Origin of the sequence: Brevundimonas vesicularis NBRC 12165 (assembly GCF_001592205.1) — a bacterium.
Classification (GTDB): Bacteria; Pseudomonadota; Alphaproteobacteria; order Caulobacterales; family Caulobacteraceae; genus Brevundimonas; species Brevundimonas vesicularis.
In genome coordinates, this window is sequence record NZ_BCWM01000004.1 from 134,059 (window position 1) to 151,765 (window position 17,707).

At 68.4% G+C, this 17,707-nt stretch carries 17 protein-coding genes; 10 read left to right on the forward strand and 7 right to left on the reverse strand.

The genetic code is table 11. The features are described from left to right. The first annotated feature begins 59 nt into the window (after positions 1-59). The 8 genes from BVE01S_RS04630 to BVE01S_RS04665 all read left to right on the forward strand — a co-directional run bounded on the left by BVE01S_RS04630 (position 60) and on the right by BVE01S_RS04665 (position 9,366). Positions 60-710 (forward strand): cation efflux transmembrane domain-containing protein, encoded by a 651-nt coding sequence (locus tag BVE01S_RS04630; protein ID WP_054765662.1) that lies wholly within the window; start codon positions 60-62, stop codon positions 708-710. Continuing rightward, the gene (locus tag BVE01S_RS04635; protein ID WP_054765663.1) at positions 707-1,357 is read left to right on the forward strand and encodes a class I SAM-dependent methyltransferase; all 651 of its coding nucleotides are present in this window, start codon (positions 707-709) and stop codon (positions 1,355-1,357) included. Before BVE01S_RS04630 ends, BVE01S_RS04635 begins: the two co-directional genes overlap by 4 nt. A gap of 68 nt (positions 1,358-1,425) precedes the next feature. Beyond that, a complete protein-coding gene (locus BVE01S_RS04640; protein ID WP_066624846.1) occupies positions 1,426-1,755 on the forward strand; it encodes a hypothetical protein in 330 nt (109 codons plus the stop codon). Between the two features lie 53 nt (positions 1,756-1,808). After that, on the forward strand, positions 1,809-3,065 hold the full coding sequence (locus BVE01S_RS04645; protein ID WP_054765665.1) for a TolC family protein: 1,257 nt from the start codon (positions 1,809-1,811) through the stop codon (positions 3,063-3,065). After that, complete coding sequence (locus BVE01S_RS04650) at positions 3,065-4,252, forward strand: efflux RND transporter periplasmic adaptor subunit (RefSeq protein WP_066624849.1); 1,188 nt, start codon at positions 3,065-3,067, stop codon at positions 4,250-4,252. Before BVE01S_RS04645 ends, BVE01S_RS04650 begins: the two co-directional genes overlap by 1 nt. 8 nt (positions 4,253-4,260) lie before the next feature. Beyond that, entirely contained in the window at positions 4,261-7,482 is a 3,222-nt protein-coding gene (locus tag BVE01S_RS04655) for an efflux RND transporter permease subunit (protein ID WP_066624851.1), read from the forward strand. Continuing rightward, the gene (locus tag BVE01S_RS04660; protein WP_054765668.1) at positions 7,482-8,081 is read left to right on the forward strand and encodes a cation efflux transmembrane domain-containing protein; all 600 of its coding nucleotides are present in this window, start codon (positions 7,482-7,484) and stop codon (positions 8,079-8,081) included. The genes BVE01S_RS04655 and BVE01S_RS04660 overlap by 1 nt, the downstream gene beginning before the upstream one ends. A gap of 118 nt (positions 8,082-8,199) precedes the next feature. Further along, positions 8,200-9,366 carry an acyltransferase family protein gene (locus BVE01S_RS04665; RefSeq protein WP_066624854.1) on the forward strand — a complete coding sequence of 389 codons (1,167 nt, stop codon included), beginning with the start codon at positions 8,200-8,202 and terminating at the stop codon, positions 9,364-9,366. On the opposite strand, the gene BVE01S_RS04670 is transcribed toward BVE01S_RS04665, so the two are convergent. The 3 genes from BVE01S_RS04670 to BVE01S_RS04680 form a co-directional block, all read right to left on the reverse strand. After that, the gene (locus tag BVE01S_RS04670; protein WP_054765670.1) at positions 9,331-9,798 is read right to left on the reverse strand and encodes a DUF411 domain-containing protein; all 468 of its coding nucleotides are present in this window, start codon (positions 9,796-9,798) and stop codon (positions 9,331-9,333) included. The two genes, BVE01S_RS04665 and BVE01S_RS04670, sit on opposite strands and share 36 nt — an antisense overlap. Positions 9,799-9,828: 30 nt before the next feature. Further along, positions 9,829-10,059 (reverse strand): hypothetical protein, encoded by a 231-nt coding sequence (locus BVE01S_RS04675; RefSeq protein ID WP_054765671.1) that lies wholly within the window; start codon positions 10,057-10,059, stop codon positions 9,829-9,831. A 72-nt stretch (positions 10,060-10,131) separates the two neighbouring features. Continuing rightward, positions 10,132-10,332, reverse strand: a complete 201-nt coding sequence (locus BVE01S_RS04680; protein WP_066550996.1) for a hypothetical protein — start codon at positions 10,330-10,332, stop codon at positions 10,132-10,134. Between the two features lie 334 nt (positions 10,333-10,666). Between BVE01S_RS04680 and BVE01S_RS04685 the strand changes: the two genes are divergently transcribed. Further along, positions 10,667-12,700: a ParB/RepB/Spo0J family partition protein gene (locus BVE01S_RS04685; protein WP_066624858.1), complete on the forward strand. Its 2,034-nt coding sequence runs from the start codon at positions 10,667-10,669 to the stop codon at positions 12,698-12,700. Between the two features lie 191 nt (positions 12,701-12,891). Here BVE01S_RS04685 and BVE01S_RS16995 read toward each other — a convergent pair whose 3' ends face one another. From BVE01S_RS16995 to BVE01S_RS04705, 4 genes are read right to left on the reverse strand one after another with little or no spacing between them, the layout of a single operon-like run. Continuing rightward, the gene (locus tag BVE01S_RS16995) at positions 12,892-13,545 is read right to left on the reverse strand and encodes a hypothetical protein (protein WP_054765674.1); all 654 of its coding nucleotides are present in this window, start codon (positions 13,543-13,545) and stop codon (positions 12,892-12,894) included. After that, a complete protein-coding gene (locus BVE01S_RS17445) occupies positions 13,545-14,021 on the reverse strand; it encodes a Mov34/MPN/PAD-1 family protein (protein WP_081602746.1) in 477 nt (158 codons plus the stop codon). Before BVE01S_RS17445 ends, BVE01S_RS16995 begins: the two co-directional genes overlap by 1 nt. Before the next feature lie 33 nt (positions 14,022-14,054). Beyond that, complete coding sequence (locus BVE01S_RS04700) at positions 14,055-15,725, reverse strand: ThiF family adenylyltransferase (protein ID WP_003169300.1); 1,671 nt, start codon at positions 15,723-15,725, stop codon at positions 14,055-14,057. Further along, positions 15,722-16,918: a CBASS cGAMP synthase gene (locus tag BVE01S_RS04705; RefSeq protein ID WP_066624866.1), complete on the reverse strand. Its 1,197-nt coding sequence runs from the start codon at positions 16,916-16,918 to the stop codon at positions 15,722-15,724. Before BVE01S_RS04705 ends, BVE01S_RS04700 begins: the two co-directional genes overlap by 4 nt. Before the next feature lie 66 nt (positions 16,919-16,984). Between BVE01S_RS04705 and BVE01S_RS04710 the strand changes: the two genes are divergently transcribed. Beyond that, complete coding sequence (locus tag BVE01S_RS04710) at positions 16,985-17,704, forward strand: hypothetical protein (protein ID WP_054765677.1); 720 nt, start codon at positions 16,985-16,987, stop codon at positions 17,702-17,704. The last annotated feature ends 3 nt before the right edge of the window (positions 17,705-17,707 follow it).

The window sequence follows — 17,707 nt, forward strand, 5'->3', positions numbered from 1 at the left end:
TTTGTTCTTGATCCTCGAGCGACTGGAGGATGCATTCTCGTGGTGAAAGGCGGACTTCGATGACTGACTCCCTCTCGTCCCCCGAACCGGCGGCCGCCGGCTGCGGCTGCGGCGCGGCCGTCAAGTTCGACGGCGCCACGCCGGCCTATCGCCGCATCCTGATGGCGGTGATCGCTATCAACGGCGCCGCCTTCCTGGCCATCGCCGGCGGCGCGGCCCTGCAGGGCTCGGCCTCGCTGGGTGCCAACGCCCTCGACTTCCTGGCCGACGCCGCCACCTACGGCATCAGCCTGGCCGTGATCGGGCGCTCGGTCGCCGTGAGATCCGGGGCCGCCATCATCAAGGGCGCCAGCCTCGCGGCGCTGGCGCTGTTCATCCTTGGCTACGCGATCTGGCGGGCGACCTCGGGGGCGCCCCCGGAAGGCGTCGTCATCACCGGCCTGGGCGCCCTGGGCTTTTTCGCCAACGCCCTGGCCGCGCTGCTGCTGGTCCGCCATCGCGAAGGCGACGCCAATGTCCGTTCGGTCTGGCTGTGCACGCGCAACGACCTGATCCAGAGCCTGGTGGTCGCGGCCACGGGCGTGGCCGTCTGGTTGACCGCCTCTCGCTGGCCCGACCTGATCGCCGGCGCGATCCTGGCGGTGGTCTTCCTGCAATCCGGCTGGTCGATCATTCGTCAGTCCCGCGAAGAACTGAAGGCCGCCGCGTGACCGCGAACTTCACCCCCGCGCTCGGCCATACAGCCCTGAGCGGGCTGTATGATCCGGCCATCGCGCTTTTGACCCGGGAACCGCTGTGGCGGAGCCGCCTTCTCGAACAGGTGGCTCCGTCCCCTGGCGAGACGATCATCGATCTTGGATGTGGAACCGGCTCATTCGCGATCGCCATGGCGAACCGGGCGCCGGACGCGCGCATCTTCGGCCTCGATCCCGACGGCGACATCCTCAGGCGGGCCGAGACGAAGACGGCCGCTGCAGGTCAGGCCGTCCGTTTCATCCAGGGGTTTTCGCGCGATGTGGCGGCGCTCCTGGGCGAGGACGCCGCCGACAAGGTGGTCTCCAGCTTGGTCTTCCATCAGCTGCCCATGGCCGAGAAGCGAGCGGGCCTCGCCGCGAGCCTGCGGGCGCTCAAGCCGGGCGGAACGCTGCATGTCGCGGACTACGGCCGCCAGTCGGGTGCGATGCGCGTGCTCTTCCGCCTGGTGCAGTCTCTGGACGGCTACGAAAACACCCAACCGAACGCCGACGGCGTTCTGCCTACGCTGATGGCCGAGGCCGGCTTCACACAGGTTCAAGTGCTCGATGTCATCCCGACCGCCACCGGATCCATCTCTCTGTATCGGGCGGTGCGACGATGAGGCGATTGATGTCGCGGCGCACCGTGTTATGGGACGGCATGGGGTTTCCCTCGACTAGGCATGGGTGGATGGCGGCGCTGCTCGCGTCGTTCCTGGCCCTGTTCGTCCTGGTTTCCGCAGCCGACGCCTTCGCCTGCGCACCCGAGACCGGAAGCTTGCAAGGCCTGGCCGCGTCGGACGTCGTCGCTGTGTCCGATACAGGTCACGGCGAACGCAAGGACGCAGCAGGTCAGGTCGCCTGCGCCCACGGCCATTGCCACCATTGCGGCATTACCGCGCCGCCGGCGATTGACGACATGAGGTCGATGGCCCTCGATCGCGCGCCCTTGGCGCCATCGCTCGATCAGGCGCCGGCCTCCCGGATGCCCGCCGGTCCCATGCGCCCGCCCAGAACCTGACGTGACCTCGCGTTCGCGCGCGCCCTTCACGTCAACCTTCCGGGACATGAGACATGCCATCCCCTATTCGCCGCTTGCCGCCTTTCGCGGTCGGCTGCGCTGTGGTCGCCCTGACGACCGCCTTGACCGGCCCGGCCTGGGCCGATCCCGCGCCATCCTTCCGGACCCTGCTTGAGCGCATAGGGGCCAGCCCCTCCGCGGCCGAGGCCGACGCCTTGCTCGAAGCGGCCGAGGCCCGGGTGCGCCAGGCGCGCGTGCGGCCCAACCCGACCGCCGCCCTCGAGGCGGAGAACGCCTTCGGCAGCGGTCCCTTTTCCGGCTACGACAACGCCGAGACCACGCTCTCGCTCACCCAGGACCTCGAACTGTGGGGCCGGCGCGGCGCCCGGGTCGAGGTGGCGCGGGCGGAGGCCGGAACGGCTTCGCTGCGTCGCGATCAGGCGGTCGTCGACGCCGCCGGACGGCTCGCACTCGCCTACGCCGAAGCGGAAGCCGCCGAGCGGCGCTTCGCCCTGGCCGAGGAGGCGCTCAGCCTGACCATCGCGGACGCCCGCGCCGCCCTGGTGCTCGTGGAGGAGGGACGCGAGCCCATGCTGCGCGGCATCCAGGCCGAGAGCGAGGCGGCGGCGGCCCGCGCGACCCGTGACGAGGCGCAGGCCGAGCGGGACGCGGCGTTCGCCCGCCTGACGGCTGTCGCGATGCTGCCCGCGCCGGTCACCTCGATCGTCGACAGCCTGCTGGACGACGCGCCGACCCGGACGGCCATCGAAGCCGCTCCCGGGGCGCCGGCCGTTCGCGTCGCCGAGGCCGAACGCGAAGCGGCCGAACGGCGGATCGCCGTCGAGCGAGTGCGCGCGCGGCCCGATGTCAGCGCCAGCGTCGGCGTTCGGCGTTACGAAGCCGAGGATGCGACAGCGCTGACCTTCGGCATCAGCATGCCGCTGCCCCTGTTCGACCGGAACCGCGGCAATATCGACGCGGCCCAGGCCGAGTTCCGCGCCGCGGACGCCCGCCTGGCCGGCGCGCGCCAGGAGGCCGAGGCCGACGGTCAGGCCGCGGTCGCCCGGCTGAACGCCTCGGTGAGCCGCGTCGCGGCCGCCGACGCCGGCGTGACCTCATCCGAGGAAGCCTATCGCCTGTCCCGGATCGGCTTCGAGGCCGGCCGCATCTCGCAACTGGAGCTGCGCGGAACCCGCGCCGCCCTCATCACCGCCCGCAACGCCGCCGTCGACGCCCGCCTGGCGCGCGTCCGCGCCGAAATCGATCTCGCGCGCCTGCAAGCGCGCGCACCCTTCGGAGGGGTCCAATAATGCGCAAGCCGCAATCCAACAGAACGCTGCTCATTGGCGGCGTCGCCGCCGTCGTCCTGCTCGGAGGCGGCGGGCTGTTCCTGGCTCTCAATCGCGACGCGCGGCCGGCCGCCGAGGGCGAGGCCGGTCACGCGGAAGAGGAGGGGCACGCGGAAGGCGAGGGCGCCGAGGCCCCCGAAGGCGTCGTGGCGCTCACGGCCGAACAGATCCGCGCCGCCGGCATCGCCGTGGTCGCCGTCGGCGCCGGCGGCGGGTCAGAGACCCGGCTGGCGGGACGCGTCGAGCCCATGGTCGATGCGCGCGCCGCCGTGGCCGCCTCGGTCGGCGGCCGGGTCGAGCGCGTGCTCGTCGCGCCGGGGCAGTCCGTGCGCGCCGGTCAGGCCCTCGCCACATTGGTCAGCGGCGACGCCGCGACCTTCCGCGCCGACGCCGACGCGGCGGTGGCGCAGGCCGAAGCCGCGCGCCAGGCCTATCACCGCGATCGCAACCTGGCCGACCAGGGCGTGGTGGCCCGGCAGGAGGTGGAGACCTCCCGAGCCCAGTCGCTCAGCGCCGAGGCGTCGGCGCGCGCCGCCCGCGCCAGGGCTTCGGCGGCCGGATCGCCAAACGCTTCGGGACGGCTGAGCGTGACCAGCCCGATTTCGGGCGTCGTCACCTCGGTGCAGGTCGGCCCCGGAGGCTTTGTCCCCCAGGGCGGCGTCGTCGCCGAGGTCACCAACCCCGCGCGGATTGAACTGGTCTTCAACGCGCCGCCGGCTCTGGCCGCCCAGGTCCGCGCCGGATCGCGCCTGAGGGCGACCGGGCCCAACGGGGAATTCGAAGCCGTCGTCACCGGCGTGGCGCCCGGCGCCGGCGCCGAGAGCGGCGCGACGATCATTCGCGCCCGGCCGTCGGGCGTGTCGCTGCCGCCGACGGGATCCGCCGTCACCGGCGCCATCGTTACGGGCGATGCCGTCCCCGGCGGCCTGACGGTCCCCAGCGAAGCCGTGCAGACCATCGAAGGCGCGACGGTCGTGTTCGTTCAGGTCCAGGGCGGCTTCCGGGCCGTCCCGGTGCTGGCCGGTCGTCAGGCGGGAGGGCGCACGGAGATCCTGCGCGGCCTCGACGAGGGTGAACGCATCGCCGCCGCCAACGCCTTTCTCTTGAAAGCCGAACTCGCCAAGGGCGAGGCCGGCGATGACGACTGAGGCGCGGCATGTTCAAATCCATCATTGAAGCCTCGGTGCGCTTCCGCTGGTTCGTTGTGTTGGCGACCGCGCTGGTCGCCGCGCTCGGTCTGTTCGAACTGACCAAGCTGCCGATCGACGCCGTTCCGGACATCACCAACCGGCAGGTCCAGATCACCACCGTCGCCCCGGCGCTCGCGCCGGAACAGATCGAGCGGCAGGTCACCTATCCGCTCGAGACGGCCATGGCCGGCATTCCCGGACTGACCAGCACTCGCTCGTTGAGCCGCAACGGCTTCAGCCAGATCACGGTCATCTTCACCGACCAGACGGACATCTATTTCGCGCGCCAGCAGGTGGCCGAACGCCTCGCCCAGGCGCGCGAAAGCATGCCCGAGGGCGTGGAGCCGGCATTGGCGCCGATCACCACCGGCCTCGGCGAGGTCCTGATGTGGACCGTGGACTATCTGCCGTTCAACAGCCGCAACCTCGCCCGGCCGGGACAACCCGGCTGGCAGCCAGGCGGCGTCTACCTGACCCCCGAGGGGGAGCGGTTGACCACGCCCGAGGCGCGCGCCACCTACCTGCGCACTGTTCAGGACTGGATCGTCGCGCCGCAGATGCGGACGACGCCCGGGCTCGCCGGCGTCGACACCATCGGCGGCTATGTGAAGGAATACGCCGTCCGCCCCGACGCCGCCCGCCTGTCAGCGTATGGGCTGGGGCTGGGCGACCTCGTCACGGCCCTGGAGCGGGCCAACACCCAGGCCGGAGCCGGCTACGTCCAGCGCGGCGGCGAGGCGCTGACCGTCCGGACCGACGCCCTGGCCTCCACCGTCGAGGATCTTGCCCAGGCCCCGGTCGTCAACCGGGGCGGCCTGGTGGTGCGCGTCGCCGATGTGGCGACGGTCGAGGTCGGGCAAGCTCCGCGGCTGGGCGGCGCGAGCCGCGATGGCCACGAGTCGGTGCTCGGCACGGCCTTGATGATCGCCGGCGGCAACAGCCGCACCGTGGCCCAGGCCGCCGGAGAGCGCCTCGAGGAGGTGCGCGAGACCCTGCCCCCCGGGATCGAGGCGATGACCGTGCTCGACCGAAGCGCCCTGGTGAACTCCACCATCGGCACGGTGGCGCGCAATCTGACCGAAGGCGCCCTGCTCGTCATCGTCGTGCTGTTCCTGCTGCTGGGGAACCTGCGGGCGGCGAGCATCACCGCCCTGATGATCCCGATCAGCTTCCTGTTCGCCGTCATCGGCATGAACCGCTTCGGCATCAGCGGAAACCTGATGAGCCTCGGCGCCCTCGACTTCGGCCTGATGGTCGACGGGGCGGTGGTGGTGGTGGAGAATACCCTGCTGATGATGACCCGGCGGCGCGCGGAATTGGGCCGCATGCTCAGCCGTCACGAACGACTGGACGTCGCCATGGCCGCGGCCCGGCAGATGGTGAAGCCGGCCGCCTTCGGCCAGCTGATCATTCTGCTGGTCTTCACCCCCCTGCTGATGCTCGAGGGCGTGGAGGGTAAGACCTTCATTCCCATGGGGGCGACCGTCATGCTCGCCCTGGTCGGCGCCTTCATCTTCTCCTTCACCTTCGTCCCGGCCATGACTGCGCTGCTGGTACGCGACCCGAAAAGCGCCCACCTCGACGCCAACGACCGCGTGCAGGAGCACGAAACCTGCGTCCTGCGCTTCGCCCGCCGCTGGATCCAACCCGCGATCAGCGCCGCCGTAGACAAGCCCCGTGTCGTGCTCGCCTCGGCCCTGGGCGCCTTGGTCGTCGGCAGTCTGGCCTTCGCCACCCTCGGCCGGGAGTTCATTCCCACCCTCGATGAGGGCGATATCGCCATGCAGGCCCTGCGGGTGCCGTCCGCTTCGCTGGACCAGTCCTTGGCTATGCAGATGGCCCTCGAGCGGGTCGTCAAGGCCCAGCCCGAGGTGGAGACGGTGTTCTCGCGCACCGGCACGGCGGAGGCCGCCGTCGATCCCATGCCGCGTAACATCTCCGACAGCGTGATCATCCTCAAGGACCGAGGCGACTGGCCAGACCCGGGCCTCGAAAAGGAGGCGCTCATCGAGCGCATTGAGGAGGCGGTTAGTCAGCAGATCGGCAATAATTTCGAGTTCAGCCAGCCGATCGAACTGCGCTTCAACGAACTGATCTCCGGCGTCCGGACCGATTTGGCGGTGCTGGTCTACGGCGACGACTTCGACACCCTGCAGAGGGTCGGCGAGCAGGTGGCTCGCGCATTGGAGGAAACACCGGGTTCCGCCGACGTTCGAGTGGAACAGGCGTCGGGGTTGCCGACGCTGACGGTCAGCGTCGACCGCTTCGCGGCGGCCAACTACGGCCTGTCGGCGGCGGACGTCTCGGAGGCGGTCTCCACCGCCATCGGCGGAACAGAGGCTGGACGCATCTTCGAAGGGGATCGGCGCTTCGACGTTGTCGTCCGTCTGCCCGAGGCGACCCGCAACGATCCAACCAGCCTGGCCGCCCTGCCGATCGTCTCCTCGAGCGGCGTGGTGGTGCCCCTGTCCTCGGTGGCGCGCATCCAGACCGCCGAGGGGCCCAACCAGATCAGCCGCGACAACGGCAGTCGGCGCATGGTGGTGCAGGCCAACGTCCGCGGCCGGGATCTCGGCGGTTTCGTCACGGATGCGCAGACGCGGGTGGAGCGGATCGATCTTCCGCCGGGCGTCCGGCTCGATTGGGGCGGTCAGTTCGAGAATCTCAAGCGCGCCGAACAGCGTCTGGGCCTCGTGGTTCCGATCGTATTCATCCTCATCGGGGTCCTGCTTTTCATGGCCCTCGGCTCATTCGCTGAAGCCGGTCTGGTGTTCGCCTGCGTCCCGCTCGCCTTGGTCGGCGGGGCCCTGGCGCTGCTCTTGCGCGGCATGCCCTTCTCCGTCTCGGCGGCGGTCGGCTTCATCGCCGTCTCGGGGGTGGCGACCCTGAATGGCCTGGTGCTGATGCAGGCCATCCGCGAGCGGCTGACGGCGGGCCTGGCGCCGCGTGAGGCCGCGATCGAAGGGGCGTCCAGCCGCCTGCGGGCGGTTCTGACCACCGCCCTGGTGGCCATCGTGGGCTTTATTCCCATGGCCATCGCCCACGGGGCCGGGGCCGAGGTCCAGAAACCATTGGCCACAGTGGTCATCGGGGGCCTTTTGACGGCGACTGCGTTGACACTGCTGGTGTTGCCCACCTTCGCCGCCAAGGCGGTGAAGCATCGCAAGGCGGAAGGGATCGAGGATTGATGAGCGAACGAGACGAGACGGAAGGCGTCCAGCGCCGCACCCTGCTGGTGGTGTTGATCCTCAACGCCGCCCTGTTTGTAGGGCTCGGGATCGGCGGCTTGCTCGCCGATTCCAGCGCTCTGCTGGCCAATGCCCTGGACAATGCGTCTGACTCCGCCGTCTACCTCATCAGCTTTCTGGCGGTGGGCCGCGCCCTGATCTGGAAGACCCGCGCCGCCCGGGCCTCCGGAATCCTGCTGCTGATCTTCGCTGCGGGCGTCCTGCTGGACGTGCTGAGACGAACGCTGATGGGGACGGAGCCCATAGGCTGGACGATGATGGGCATGGCGGTGGTCGCCGCCATCGTGAACCTGGTGTGCCTGGAACTGATCCGGCGCCAACGCAGCGAGGATGTGAACATGAAGGCCGCCGAGACCTTCAGCTTCAACGATTTCGCCTCCAACGGCGGCATCCTGATCGCGGGTGGCCTGGTCCTGTGGCTGGATCAGTCCTGGCCGGATCTGGTCGTGGGCCTAATCGTGGCCGGCATCGCCGTGAAGGGCGGCGTCGACATCCTCCGCGACTCCCGGGCCGAAACGAGAGCGGGGGAAGAAGCCTGAGTGACGACGGCGGCTACGCCCATGATCACACGGCCGGGGCCAAAGCCCGGGTCGGTGGCGAAGTGAGCGGCCCGCGCTGATAACCATTCCTTGCCCCGTTGCGGACTAGGCTGCGCCCATGGTCCGCAGCGACGCCGCGCCGATGAAGTCCCGCCCACCGCGCATCGCCCGCGGCGGCTGGCTCGACGCGCTCCGCTTCATCGTCGGGGCGCTGATCATCCTCTACCATTTCCGCGAGGCCTCGCCGGTCCCGCTGCCCCAGCTGCATCCGGTGATCGACCGCGGCTATCTGCTCACCGACTTCTTCATCATCGACTCCGGTTACGTCCTGGCGCGCATCTACGGCGACCGGCTCGCCGCCGGTCAGGCGTCGCTGCGCGCCTATGCGCGCCAGCGGCTGCTGCGGGTCATTTCGGCCCACCTCGTCGTCAGCCTTATCCTCGTCGTCCTCGTCGGCGGCGCGGCTCTGGCGGGGATCGCGCCCAGCAACCCGCGCTGGTTCGACTGGTCGCAGCTGCCGGCCCAGGTGCTGCTGCTCCAGGCCTGGGGCGTGCCGGGCGGGCAGGGGTGGAACGCCCCGACCTGGACGCTCTCGGCCCTGATTGCCTGCTACCTCCTGCTGCCCTGGATCTGCCGGGCCCTGTGGCGCTGGCCGCCGATCGCCGTGGTGATCGGCGCGACGCTGCTGGTCGTCGGCGCCGACCTCGCGGCCTCGCTGTGGCTCGGCGATCCGATCTACCGCCTGCCGATGCGCTACGGCGTCCTGCGCGCCTTGCCGCTGTTCCTGCTCGGGGTCGCGGCGGCCTTCTACGGTTCACGCGTCTATGTCGCATCCCGTCTGGCCGGCGCGATCGGGGTCGGCGCCGCCATCGCGCTTGTCATCCTTCAGGCCTTCGGCGCCTTCAGCCTGTTGTCGCTGGGCCTGATGACCGTGATCATCTGGGCCGCCGGGGCCGTATCGGTGCGCAGGCCGTCACGCCTGATCGAACATCTGGCCCTGATGTCGTTCTCGATGTTCCTGACCAATGAGGTCACCCGTATCGTTTGGTTCGGCCTGCTCGACGCCCTGGGCCAGGACGCCCTGTCGTCGGGGGTTCGCTGGGCGCTGTGGTCGATCGATTTCATCGGCGCCTTCGCGGCCGCGGCGGTGTTCCGCTATGGCTTCGACCGGCCGGTGCAGAGCTGGCTCAACCCGTCGCGCGTCAGGCTGGCGGCTGCGGACAGGAACGCACCCGCGACGCCTCGGGCGTCAGGCGCCGTTGTGGCGGCCGAACACGCGGGTTGAACCATCGTTGAGGATCAGGACGGTCGTATAGGGTTCGCGCCCGGCGGCTTCCATGCCCGGCGAGCCAGCCGGCATGCCGGGGGCGCTCAGCGCCCGGGCGCCGGGGCGTTCGCTGAGCAGCCGGTCGACGTCGCCGGCCGGAACATGGCCCTCGATCGCATAGGGGCCGACGACCGCCGTGTGGCAGGAGGCCAGCCGGTCCGGAACGCCATGTTGCGCCCGGGTCGGCGCGAGATCTTCGCGCTCGACGACCTCGACGGTCCAGCCGGCCTGGCGCATGTGGGCGATCCAGCCGCCGCAGCAGCCGCACCAGGGCGTCTTGTAGGCGGTCATCCGCTTCGGCGGCGCGGCGAGGGCCGGGGCGGCGAAGGCGGCGAGGGACAGGCCGCTCAGGATGGACCGGCGGTCAAGGATGGTCGGAGAACGGTTCATGGCGGTCCTGGGTGACGATGACGCCGCGGCTTAGCCGGGCGTGTGACCTGCGTGCCCGCCGCTCTGCGGCGTTTCGGGAGCGGGCGCCGGAGCCGGGGCGGGTGCGTCCGGAGCCGGGGCCGGAGCGTTCATCTCGTCGCAGCACTCCATGGCGGCGCCGGGGGCCATGTCCTTGCAGCAGGCGCAGGCCTCCGCCGCGAGCACCGCGCCGGCGCTGAGGGCGAGGAAGGCGGCCGCCGCGGCGGCGATCTTGAGGGTCATCGCGGGTCTCCTTGAAATCGAGCCGCCTTGATCGGCCCGCGGGCGTCCGCCGTCAATGGGCGACCCCTGCGGTCAGGTGTCCACCCGTTCGACCGCGACCCAGCGTCCGCCGCGCTTCTCGACCACGAAGCGGGCGGACGTTTCCTCGAAGGCCGGCACGTCGCCGTCCCGGAACCAGATCCACGGGCGCGACCGGCTGCCCGGGCGCACGAAATAGGCGCGGCTGGAGCCGGCGTCCTGCCATTCGATGGTGACGGTCTTGCGGAGGGGCATGGCAAGAACAAACGCAGAACACGAAGCGGGGTCAAGCCGGCTTCGCGCGCCCGCCGTCGTCATCCACAGGCGCACGCCGGGACGCCGCCCAGAAGGCTAAGGGCTCCGCCCTCGCGCGGGTCAGGGTGAAGCGGCTGCGCCGCCGGACCGGCCGGTCTCCCCGACCTTCCGCGCGGTCATGCTGTTCATTTTCATCATCGTCGTCGGCTTGTGCAGGCCGGGCGATCCCCCTCCGGCCGGTCCGCCCTGGCCCTTGCTACCCCGGTCTCGCCGACGGGCAGGGTTTCAGGTGCGCAGTTCGCGTCCCTGCAACCCATGCCCAAAGGAGGCAGACATGACTGCTCAATCCATCGAAACCGCCGCGACCGAAGCGACCGCGCCGCAGCACGGCTCGGAGATCACCGTGCCGCTCAACCGGCTCAAGGCCTCGCCGAAGAATGCGAGGAAGACGCCGCACAGCCCGGCGACCATCGAGGCCTTCGCGGCCTCCATCAAGGCCAAGGGGGTGTTGCAGCCGCCCGTGGTCGAGATCGAGCGGGACGGGGAGGGCGCGCCCACCGGAAACTACCTCGTCACCATCGGCGAAGGGCGCCGTCAGGGGCTGCGGCTGCTGGCCAAGCGCAAGGCCATCAAGCGGACCCATCCGGTGCGGGTCATCGTGGACGCCGAGAACGACGCCCACGAGATCAGCCTCGACGAAAACATGACCCGTGAGGCCATGCACCCCGCCGACCAGTTCGAGGCCTTCCAGCGGCTCGCCGCCGAGAAGGGCTACGGACCCGAAGAGATCGGCGCCCGGTTCGGAGTGTCGGCCCATGTGGTGCGCCAGCGGCTGCGGCTCGGGTCGGCGGCGCCGGAGTTGATGACGGCCTATCGGGAGGGGACGCTGGCGCTCGACCAACTGACCGCCTTCTGCGTCAGCGAGGACCGCGAGCGGCAACGGCAGGTGCTGGAGCAGATCGGGCCGCACACCCCGGCCTACGCCATCCGCCGCGCCATGACCGAGGCCAAGGTCCGCGTCGATGACCGGCGCGTCCGCTTCGTCGGCGTGGAGGCCTACGAGGCCGAGGGGGGCGGGGTGCTGCGCGACCTGTTCACCGAGGACGGCGGCGGCTGGCTGGAGGATGTGGTCCTGCTGGACCGGCTGGTCGGCGACAAGCTGACCGGACTGGCCGACGAGGCCCGCGAGCGCGAGGGCTGGAAATGGGCCGAGGCCTGTCTGGACTACCCCGACGTTTCGGCGTTCGGGCGGGTCTATCCGGTGGCGGTCGAACGGTCGGACGCGGACGTCGCCGAAATCGCGGCCCTGTCCGAGGAATACGACCGCCTCGTCTCTGAAACCGACGCGGCGGAAATGTTCCCCCCCGAGGTGGACGCCCGGCTGGAGGAGATCGACAAGGCCTTGCAGGCCTTCGGCCCGGACTTCGCCTATGCCGGCGAGGCCAGGGCGCGGGCCGGGGTCGTGGTGACGCTGGGTCACGACGGCCTCGCCCGCTTCGAGCGCGGACTGGTCCGCGCCGAGGACGTGCCCGCCGATCCGCCGTCGCCGTGGCAGGAGGAAGAGGCGGCGGACGAGAGTGCGGACAATTCGCCGGGCTCGGAGGCGGAGGCCGCCGAGGACGAGGCGCCCTCGGCCTTGTCGGATCGTCTGCTGATCGACCTGACCGCCCACAAGACCATGGGTCTGCGCGACGCGGTGCAGGCCGATGTGAATGCGGCGCTGGCGACGGTGGTTCACGCGCTCGCCCTGCAGGTCTTCTATCCGGGCTACGGCGTCTGGACGCCGTTGCAGCTTCGGTTGACGACGACCGGGCTGGAGCGGCTGGCGCCGGGGGTGGAGGACGGCCCCGCCGGACGCCGGGTCAGCGACCGGTGCGAGGCGTGGGGCGCGCGCCTGCCCGAGCGCCCGGAAGACCTCTGGGGCGTGGTGGCCGCGCTGCCGCCTTCGGAGCAGTTGGACCTGATGGCCTGCTGCGCCGGGGTCGGTCTCTACGCGGTGCGCGATCCGCACGACCGGCGGCCCGGCGCCTTGGCGCAGGCCGAGACGCTGGCGACGGCTGTAGGGCTCGACATGGCCGGGACGTGGACGGCGACGGCGGCCAGTTACTTCTCGCGGGTGGCCAAGGCGCGGGTGCTGGAGGCGGTGACCGAGGCCGTCAATCCGGAGGAAGCGGGCCGGATCGCCGGGTTCAGAAAGGGCGACATGGCCGAGGCGGCGGAACGGCTAGTGGAGGGTCGGGGCTGGCTGCCGTCGGTGTTGCGGACGCAGGCTGGTGTGCCTGCGGAGGCGCAGGAGGCAGGCGAGGGTGCTGACGACGAAACCCGCACCGCGCCGAACGACGACGCCTATGCGTTCGCGGCCGAATAGCCGCAGCGCACAGATCGAGCGAAAACTCGCCGCGCGCCCTTTGGGGGCGCGCGGCTTTTTCATGGCTTGATGGCGGCTCGTGACTCTGAGCCGTCGTCGATCTGGTCTGCTTTGCGGGAGCGGGTAGCTAAGCAAATCGAGTATCGAGATCTTGGGGTGCGGACTCTGTTAATTTTGACCGCTGACGCAGGTCAGTCTGATCCTTCACCCTCCGTGAGGGCTGCCTCAGCGACCCGGTTCCAGAAGGTGCAAACCGCATCGTTGTATCGGTTCATGTCAGCCTCGCTGACGATGAACTGAGACAAGGGCTCTTTCGCGGGCATGTACCAAGGGCGCAGTCGGATGATCTCGCTATCGGGTGCCCACAGTTCCGGATGGGCTTCCCAAAGTTCGGTCAGGGAACGTCCCGGACCGTGCCTCACCGCATTAGCGACGAGGTGCAGTTCCCGGAGCGTGGCGTATTCCGGGAATGTCGAGAGGCCGCATCCCCGTAGGCGGCGGACGTGCTTGTCGACCGCTTCCGGCGACGCGCTTTTCCTGAATTTGGAGAAGTCCGTGGCACCTGATGATCCGAAGGCCTGGGTTTCGCACAACCATTCCACCACGTCGTTCTGCCACTGGCCGTTCAACGTCAGGGCGATGGCCTTGAGCAGATTGTTGCTGAGGGTGGGGATCCACCACTGACCTTCGCCACCGAGGTCCTCGTAAGCGTGACGGACCGCCTCGTGGTGACCCTTCATGCTGAAATAGAATAGTTCACCCGTCCGGTTCGCATAGCGCTGGACCGCGTGATCCAGCGTCCGGGAAATCCAGTCTTCGGGAACATCGAGACGTGCCTTCGTCATTAGCTTACGGTCACAGGTCGCGATGGATCGCTCAGGGGATGCCCAAACAGAACGCCCATTTCGTCTTGGTCGATGGGGACAAGCGCCCGGATCGTTCCGAGCTCCGCGTCGGCGCAGACGCAGACATCGGCGGTCCCGACAATGAGGAAGGCGAGCGGGCGTCGCTGCTCACGTCGCGACTTGAGCCAGGACGCCCGGTCGATCACCGAGGGGGTCGGGCGGAGTTCCGGGTGGGAATGCCATTCGCCAATATGGGTTACCAGACCGCCAGACCGTCTCCATGCTGCATCCGCAAAGGCCTGGTGACCGGCTGGAGATCGCCAGAACCGTGTCGGGGACCAACGGTCGCTGTTCTGAGGAGCGGAAGCGTCGATGACATGAAGATCGCGGCCACGATAGCTCCCCAACAGAATCCCACCGACCTCGTGTCGAAAGGCTGCGGCTTCTGCGATGGCCTTGATGCGGCTCAACACCATGTGTTCGACAAGGACGTTGCGGGGGGCCGAAACTCAAGTCACCGGGCCTTGGCAGGCCGGACAAAGCGGCTCGATGGGCCAGTTTCGGTCCTTCGGAGGAGCCGTATGCTCGAGATCCAGCACCCGAGTGCGGACGCGAGGACCTGGCATGTCGGGTGCCGCCGCCCATTCAAGGGCGGCTTGAACGACAAGGGTGGCAGCGAGCATCGGCGCCGGGGCTGCATAGTTGATATGAGCGCCATCGCCGCAGGTGCCGCTCTCGACCGCCGTGGTCACGCCGGGTTTGAGGGGATTGGCTTTGAGTTCGCCGTGGTTAGGCCGCAAGCACTTTAGACAGGCATGGGCTGAGCGGGTGACCAGCACGGTCTGGGCCGCCAGACCATTGCCGTGGATGGCGGCGTGGATCACCGGGGGGAAGGGCTTGCCTAGGCGGCGGGTCGTTACGGCCAAATCGTTGAGACGAAGGCCCACAGGTGTTGAGCCAGTCGCGTCGATGACGAGGTCGTAGTCTTGGAGTCGGGCTGTGACCCCGAACACGTCGGTGGCCACGCCCTCCACCGTCAGGTCGGGATGGAGCCGTCGAACTTCGGCGGCGAGAGCGCCGGCCTTGGCGAGGCGAACCGCGGAAACCGGCAGGACATGGCGGCCAAAATTGGCGGTCGAGAACTGATCGCCGTCGATGATCAACATGGGGCGCTGAGATTGACCGGCGCCGGACCTCGCCAGCTCTAGGCAGACTCGGGAACCAATTGCGCCCGCGCCCACGACTGCGACGGCCTTTCCGATAAGGGGAGAAGGCGCGCTGAGCCGGCCGTTGACCAAGTCCGGGAGAGCGACGCTGTCGGCAAGGCCACGATCGAGGGTCATCTCGTTCTCTCCGTGAGATATGGATCGGGCGCGACGATTCTGGGGCGCTTTCGCATAGGCGATCCTGGCGAACTCGGGCCATTTGAATGACGCGGCGACGACCCCGTTCTCGGCCGCAAGGATGATGTGCCCCTTGTCCACCAAGGCAGGCGCAAATGCGTGGGCGATGGCGTCCGGCTCATCGACGAAATGCGCGATCCAAGTCTTTAGCGTGGCGAGGGTTTTGCCCGGCCCTCCGCCTCGCCGAATGTCGAAAGGGCGGTTGCCGCGCAGCACATATGCCTGCCGTACATCGTCAGGCTTGTCCCGGCTCCATCGGCTAACCCGTTCTGGTGTCGTGATCACCAAACTGTCTCGCCCGCCGACCCTGTTCCAGGTGCAGCAGCGCGCGCGACCGGAGAACCCTGCGGGGAGGTCCGTATAGAGATAGGTGTCAGGGTTCCAGTAGGAGACGAACTCCCTTTGGCGGTCGGCGAGCGTGGAAGCGTGGAGCACTTGGTCGAGCGTCTCTTTGGCGGACTCGAGCACCCTAAGGATGGCCCCTCCGGCATTGTAGGGATCATATTCCTCGACCTCTTTCTCGGCGAAGCAGAGGCTGTCATCGGCGTTCAGGTGGGCCAAAAGGCGCCTGCGGATCGCGAGGTCTTCGACATAGATCTTCGGTGGCGTCGTCATCACCGGATCAGTCACGCAGACCGCGACCGCGATGGTGGTCCTCCCCGACCGGAGGTCGCCGCGATAGCGGGTGATCCCGCGTCGGCTTTGCACATAGGCGAACCCTCGCGCCTTGAGGGCGGCGTCGAGGGCCGCCCAAGCGCGGGTCTCCAGAGGCGTCACCCGGAGGTCTGGGACCCCACCCGGGGCGATGGGCTTTGCGCTGCAACGGTGGAGCGCACCTGGCTTGCGGATGCGATGGGCGACACAAGAGCGGCGTTGTCCGGCACCCGATGACCGAAGAGCCTGCGGAAGCGCTCGACGACATTGAAGATGCTGGTCTCGTTGTTGAGAGCACCGTCCAATTCACTGGCGAGGGCGCGCGCTTTGAGTTCGAACTGGTTCTGCTCGGTTGTGGTCCAGTTGTCGTTCAGGGCCTTGTCGTCAACCACCGGGTTCCACACCACGCCCGCGATCTTGGCGGACAGGGCGCGGGCCACCACCAGCAGCCCGTCGTCGTCCCGCCCAGGCTGGGGCGGGGTATTGGCTTCGTCCAAGGCTTCAACAGCGCAGACCATCAGGACCAGAGAGCTCAAACGACAGCTGTCCCAGTGGTAGTCCCGCCACGCCTTGAGATAGCGAGTAAGCCGCTTTAGGTCGGTCCAGCTGGCATGACGCGCCGCCGCATTGACGAACCAGTCCTCGAGTTCCAGCGGGTCCGACTGCTCCCAGCCTGTAGTCCGGTGGGCGACATAGATCTCGCTCGGATCGAGCCGGATTTCGGGCGGCGGGGACGAGAACGCGGAGCCGGCCATTGCGCGATTGGCCGCCGCATGAAAGGCTTTTTCAAGTAGGGCCATCTTCACGTCAGGGATGGCGTAGATGTTGAGGTCGAGGTGCGCTTCCGCATCAATCACGACCCGGACGCAGATGCTTTTGCTTGTGTCGAGGGTCCAGCCTTGGGCGTCGCAGAGGGCGCCCAGGATGCGTTCGACGATCGCGAACAGCGTGTTCGAGGCCACGGCCGGGTTGAGCCCGACGATCGACATGGGGACATACATGCCGTCATCGAGGTCGAGTTGCTGACAGGCCTTCGCGGGCTGATTCAGCGTGCCGTACGCCCAAGATCCTTGGGTGCGGAACTTCGGGGTAAAGGACAGGGCGGCGGGGTCCGGAACCCCGTGCGCCTTGACCAGAGGGACCTCGTCCTGGGTCAGATAGGCACCGGCCACCCGCAGCCCTGCACGAAGCGCGTTGCGGACCAGCTTCTGTGCGGTCTGGAGTTTGTGCTTCTGCGCGTCGGTGATAACCAGTTCGCATCTCAGGCACGGTTGATTCGCCGCCTGATGAAGAAGCCGATGTGCATTATACCGCATGTTGTTGTCCTGAGCGCGCCCGAACCCTACATCTAGGGTTAAAGATTGTGACCGCAAGGGGGCGAAATGCATTCCGTTCTGGGTTGGAAGGCTTGGCTCACGGCAGCTTTGGCGATCTGCGTCGCGATCATTGGCGCGCGCTTGTTGGTCGGAAGCGAAATCCTCCCGTCATTGCAAAGCGGTATGAGCCTGACCTCGCTTTTAGTGACGGTTTTCGTCGCGACGCCGATCTGGCGGCTGCTGTGGCTTGTCCCCTATTTTCAACGCAAGGCTCCGCAGCTTGACGGGGAGTGGTCGGGCGTGGTCGCCTCGAATTGGTCCGTCGTCGAGCGGCTTAAGGAGGCGGCCAAACAGGCTGGCGCACCCGCTCTCGACGTGGATGACTTGGCTAGGCCCTTGCCGGACTTGGTCGAGGTTCCCGTGTCGGTGAAAATCCGGACCACCTTCGCCCGGATTTATCTCGAACTCGAAAGTGCCGACGATCGCTATCAGATATCAACCCTGAAGGCCGTTGAACTAAGGCCGGCGAACGAAGCCGGGGACGCCGTCCTCAGCTATGTCTTCGAGGGGCGGGTGTTGAACCCCAAGGCCGGCGATGTCGGCTGTTTCGACGGAGCCGCAACCCTGTCCTTGCGCTCACAGGCAAGTGGAGGTCTGGCTATGGCCGGGCCGACTTGGACTAACCGGGCTTGGAGTCGGGGCCTGAATACCGCAGGTGTCCTGCGTCTCACTCGGATCCGCGCCGACTTTTGGACGCCTCTGACATTCGGCTTGATAAAGCGCTAGCAG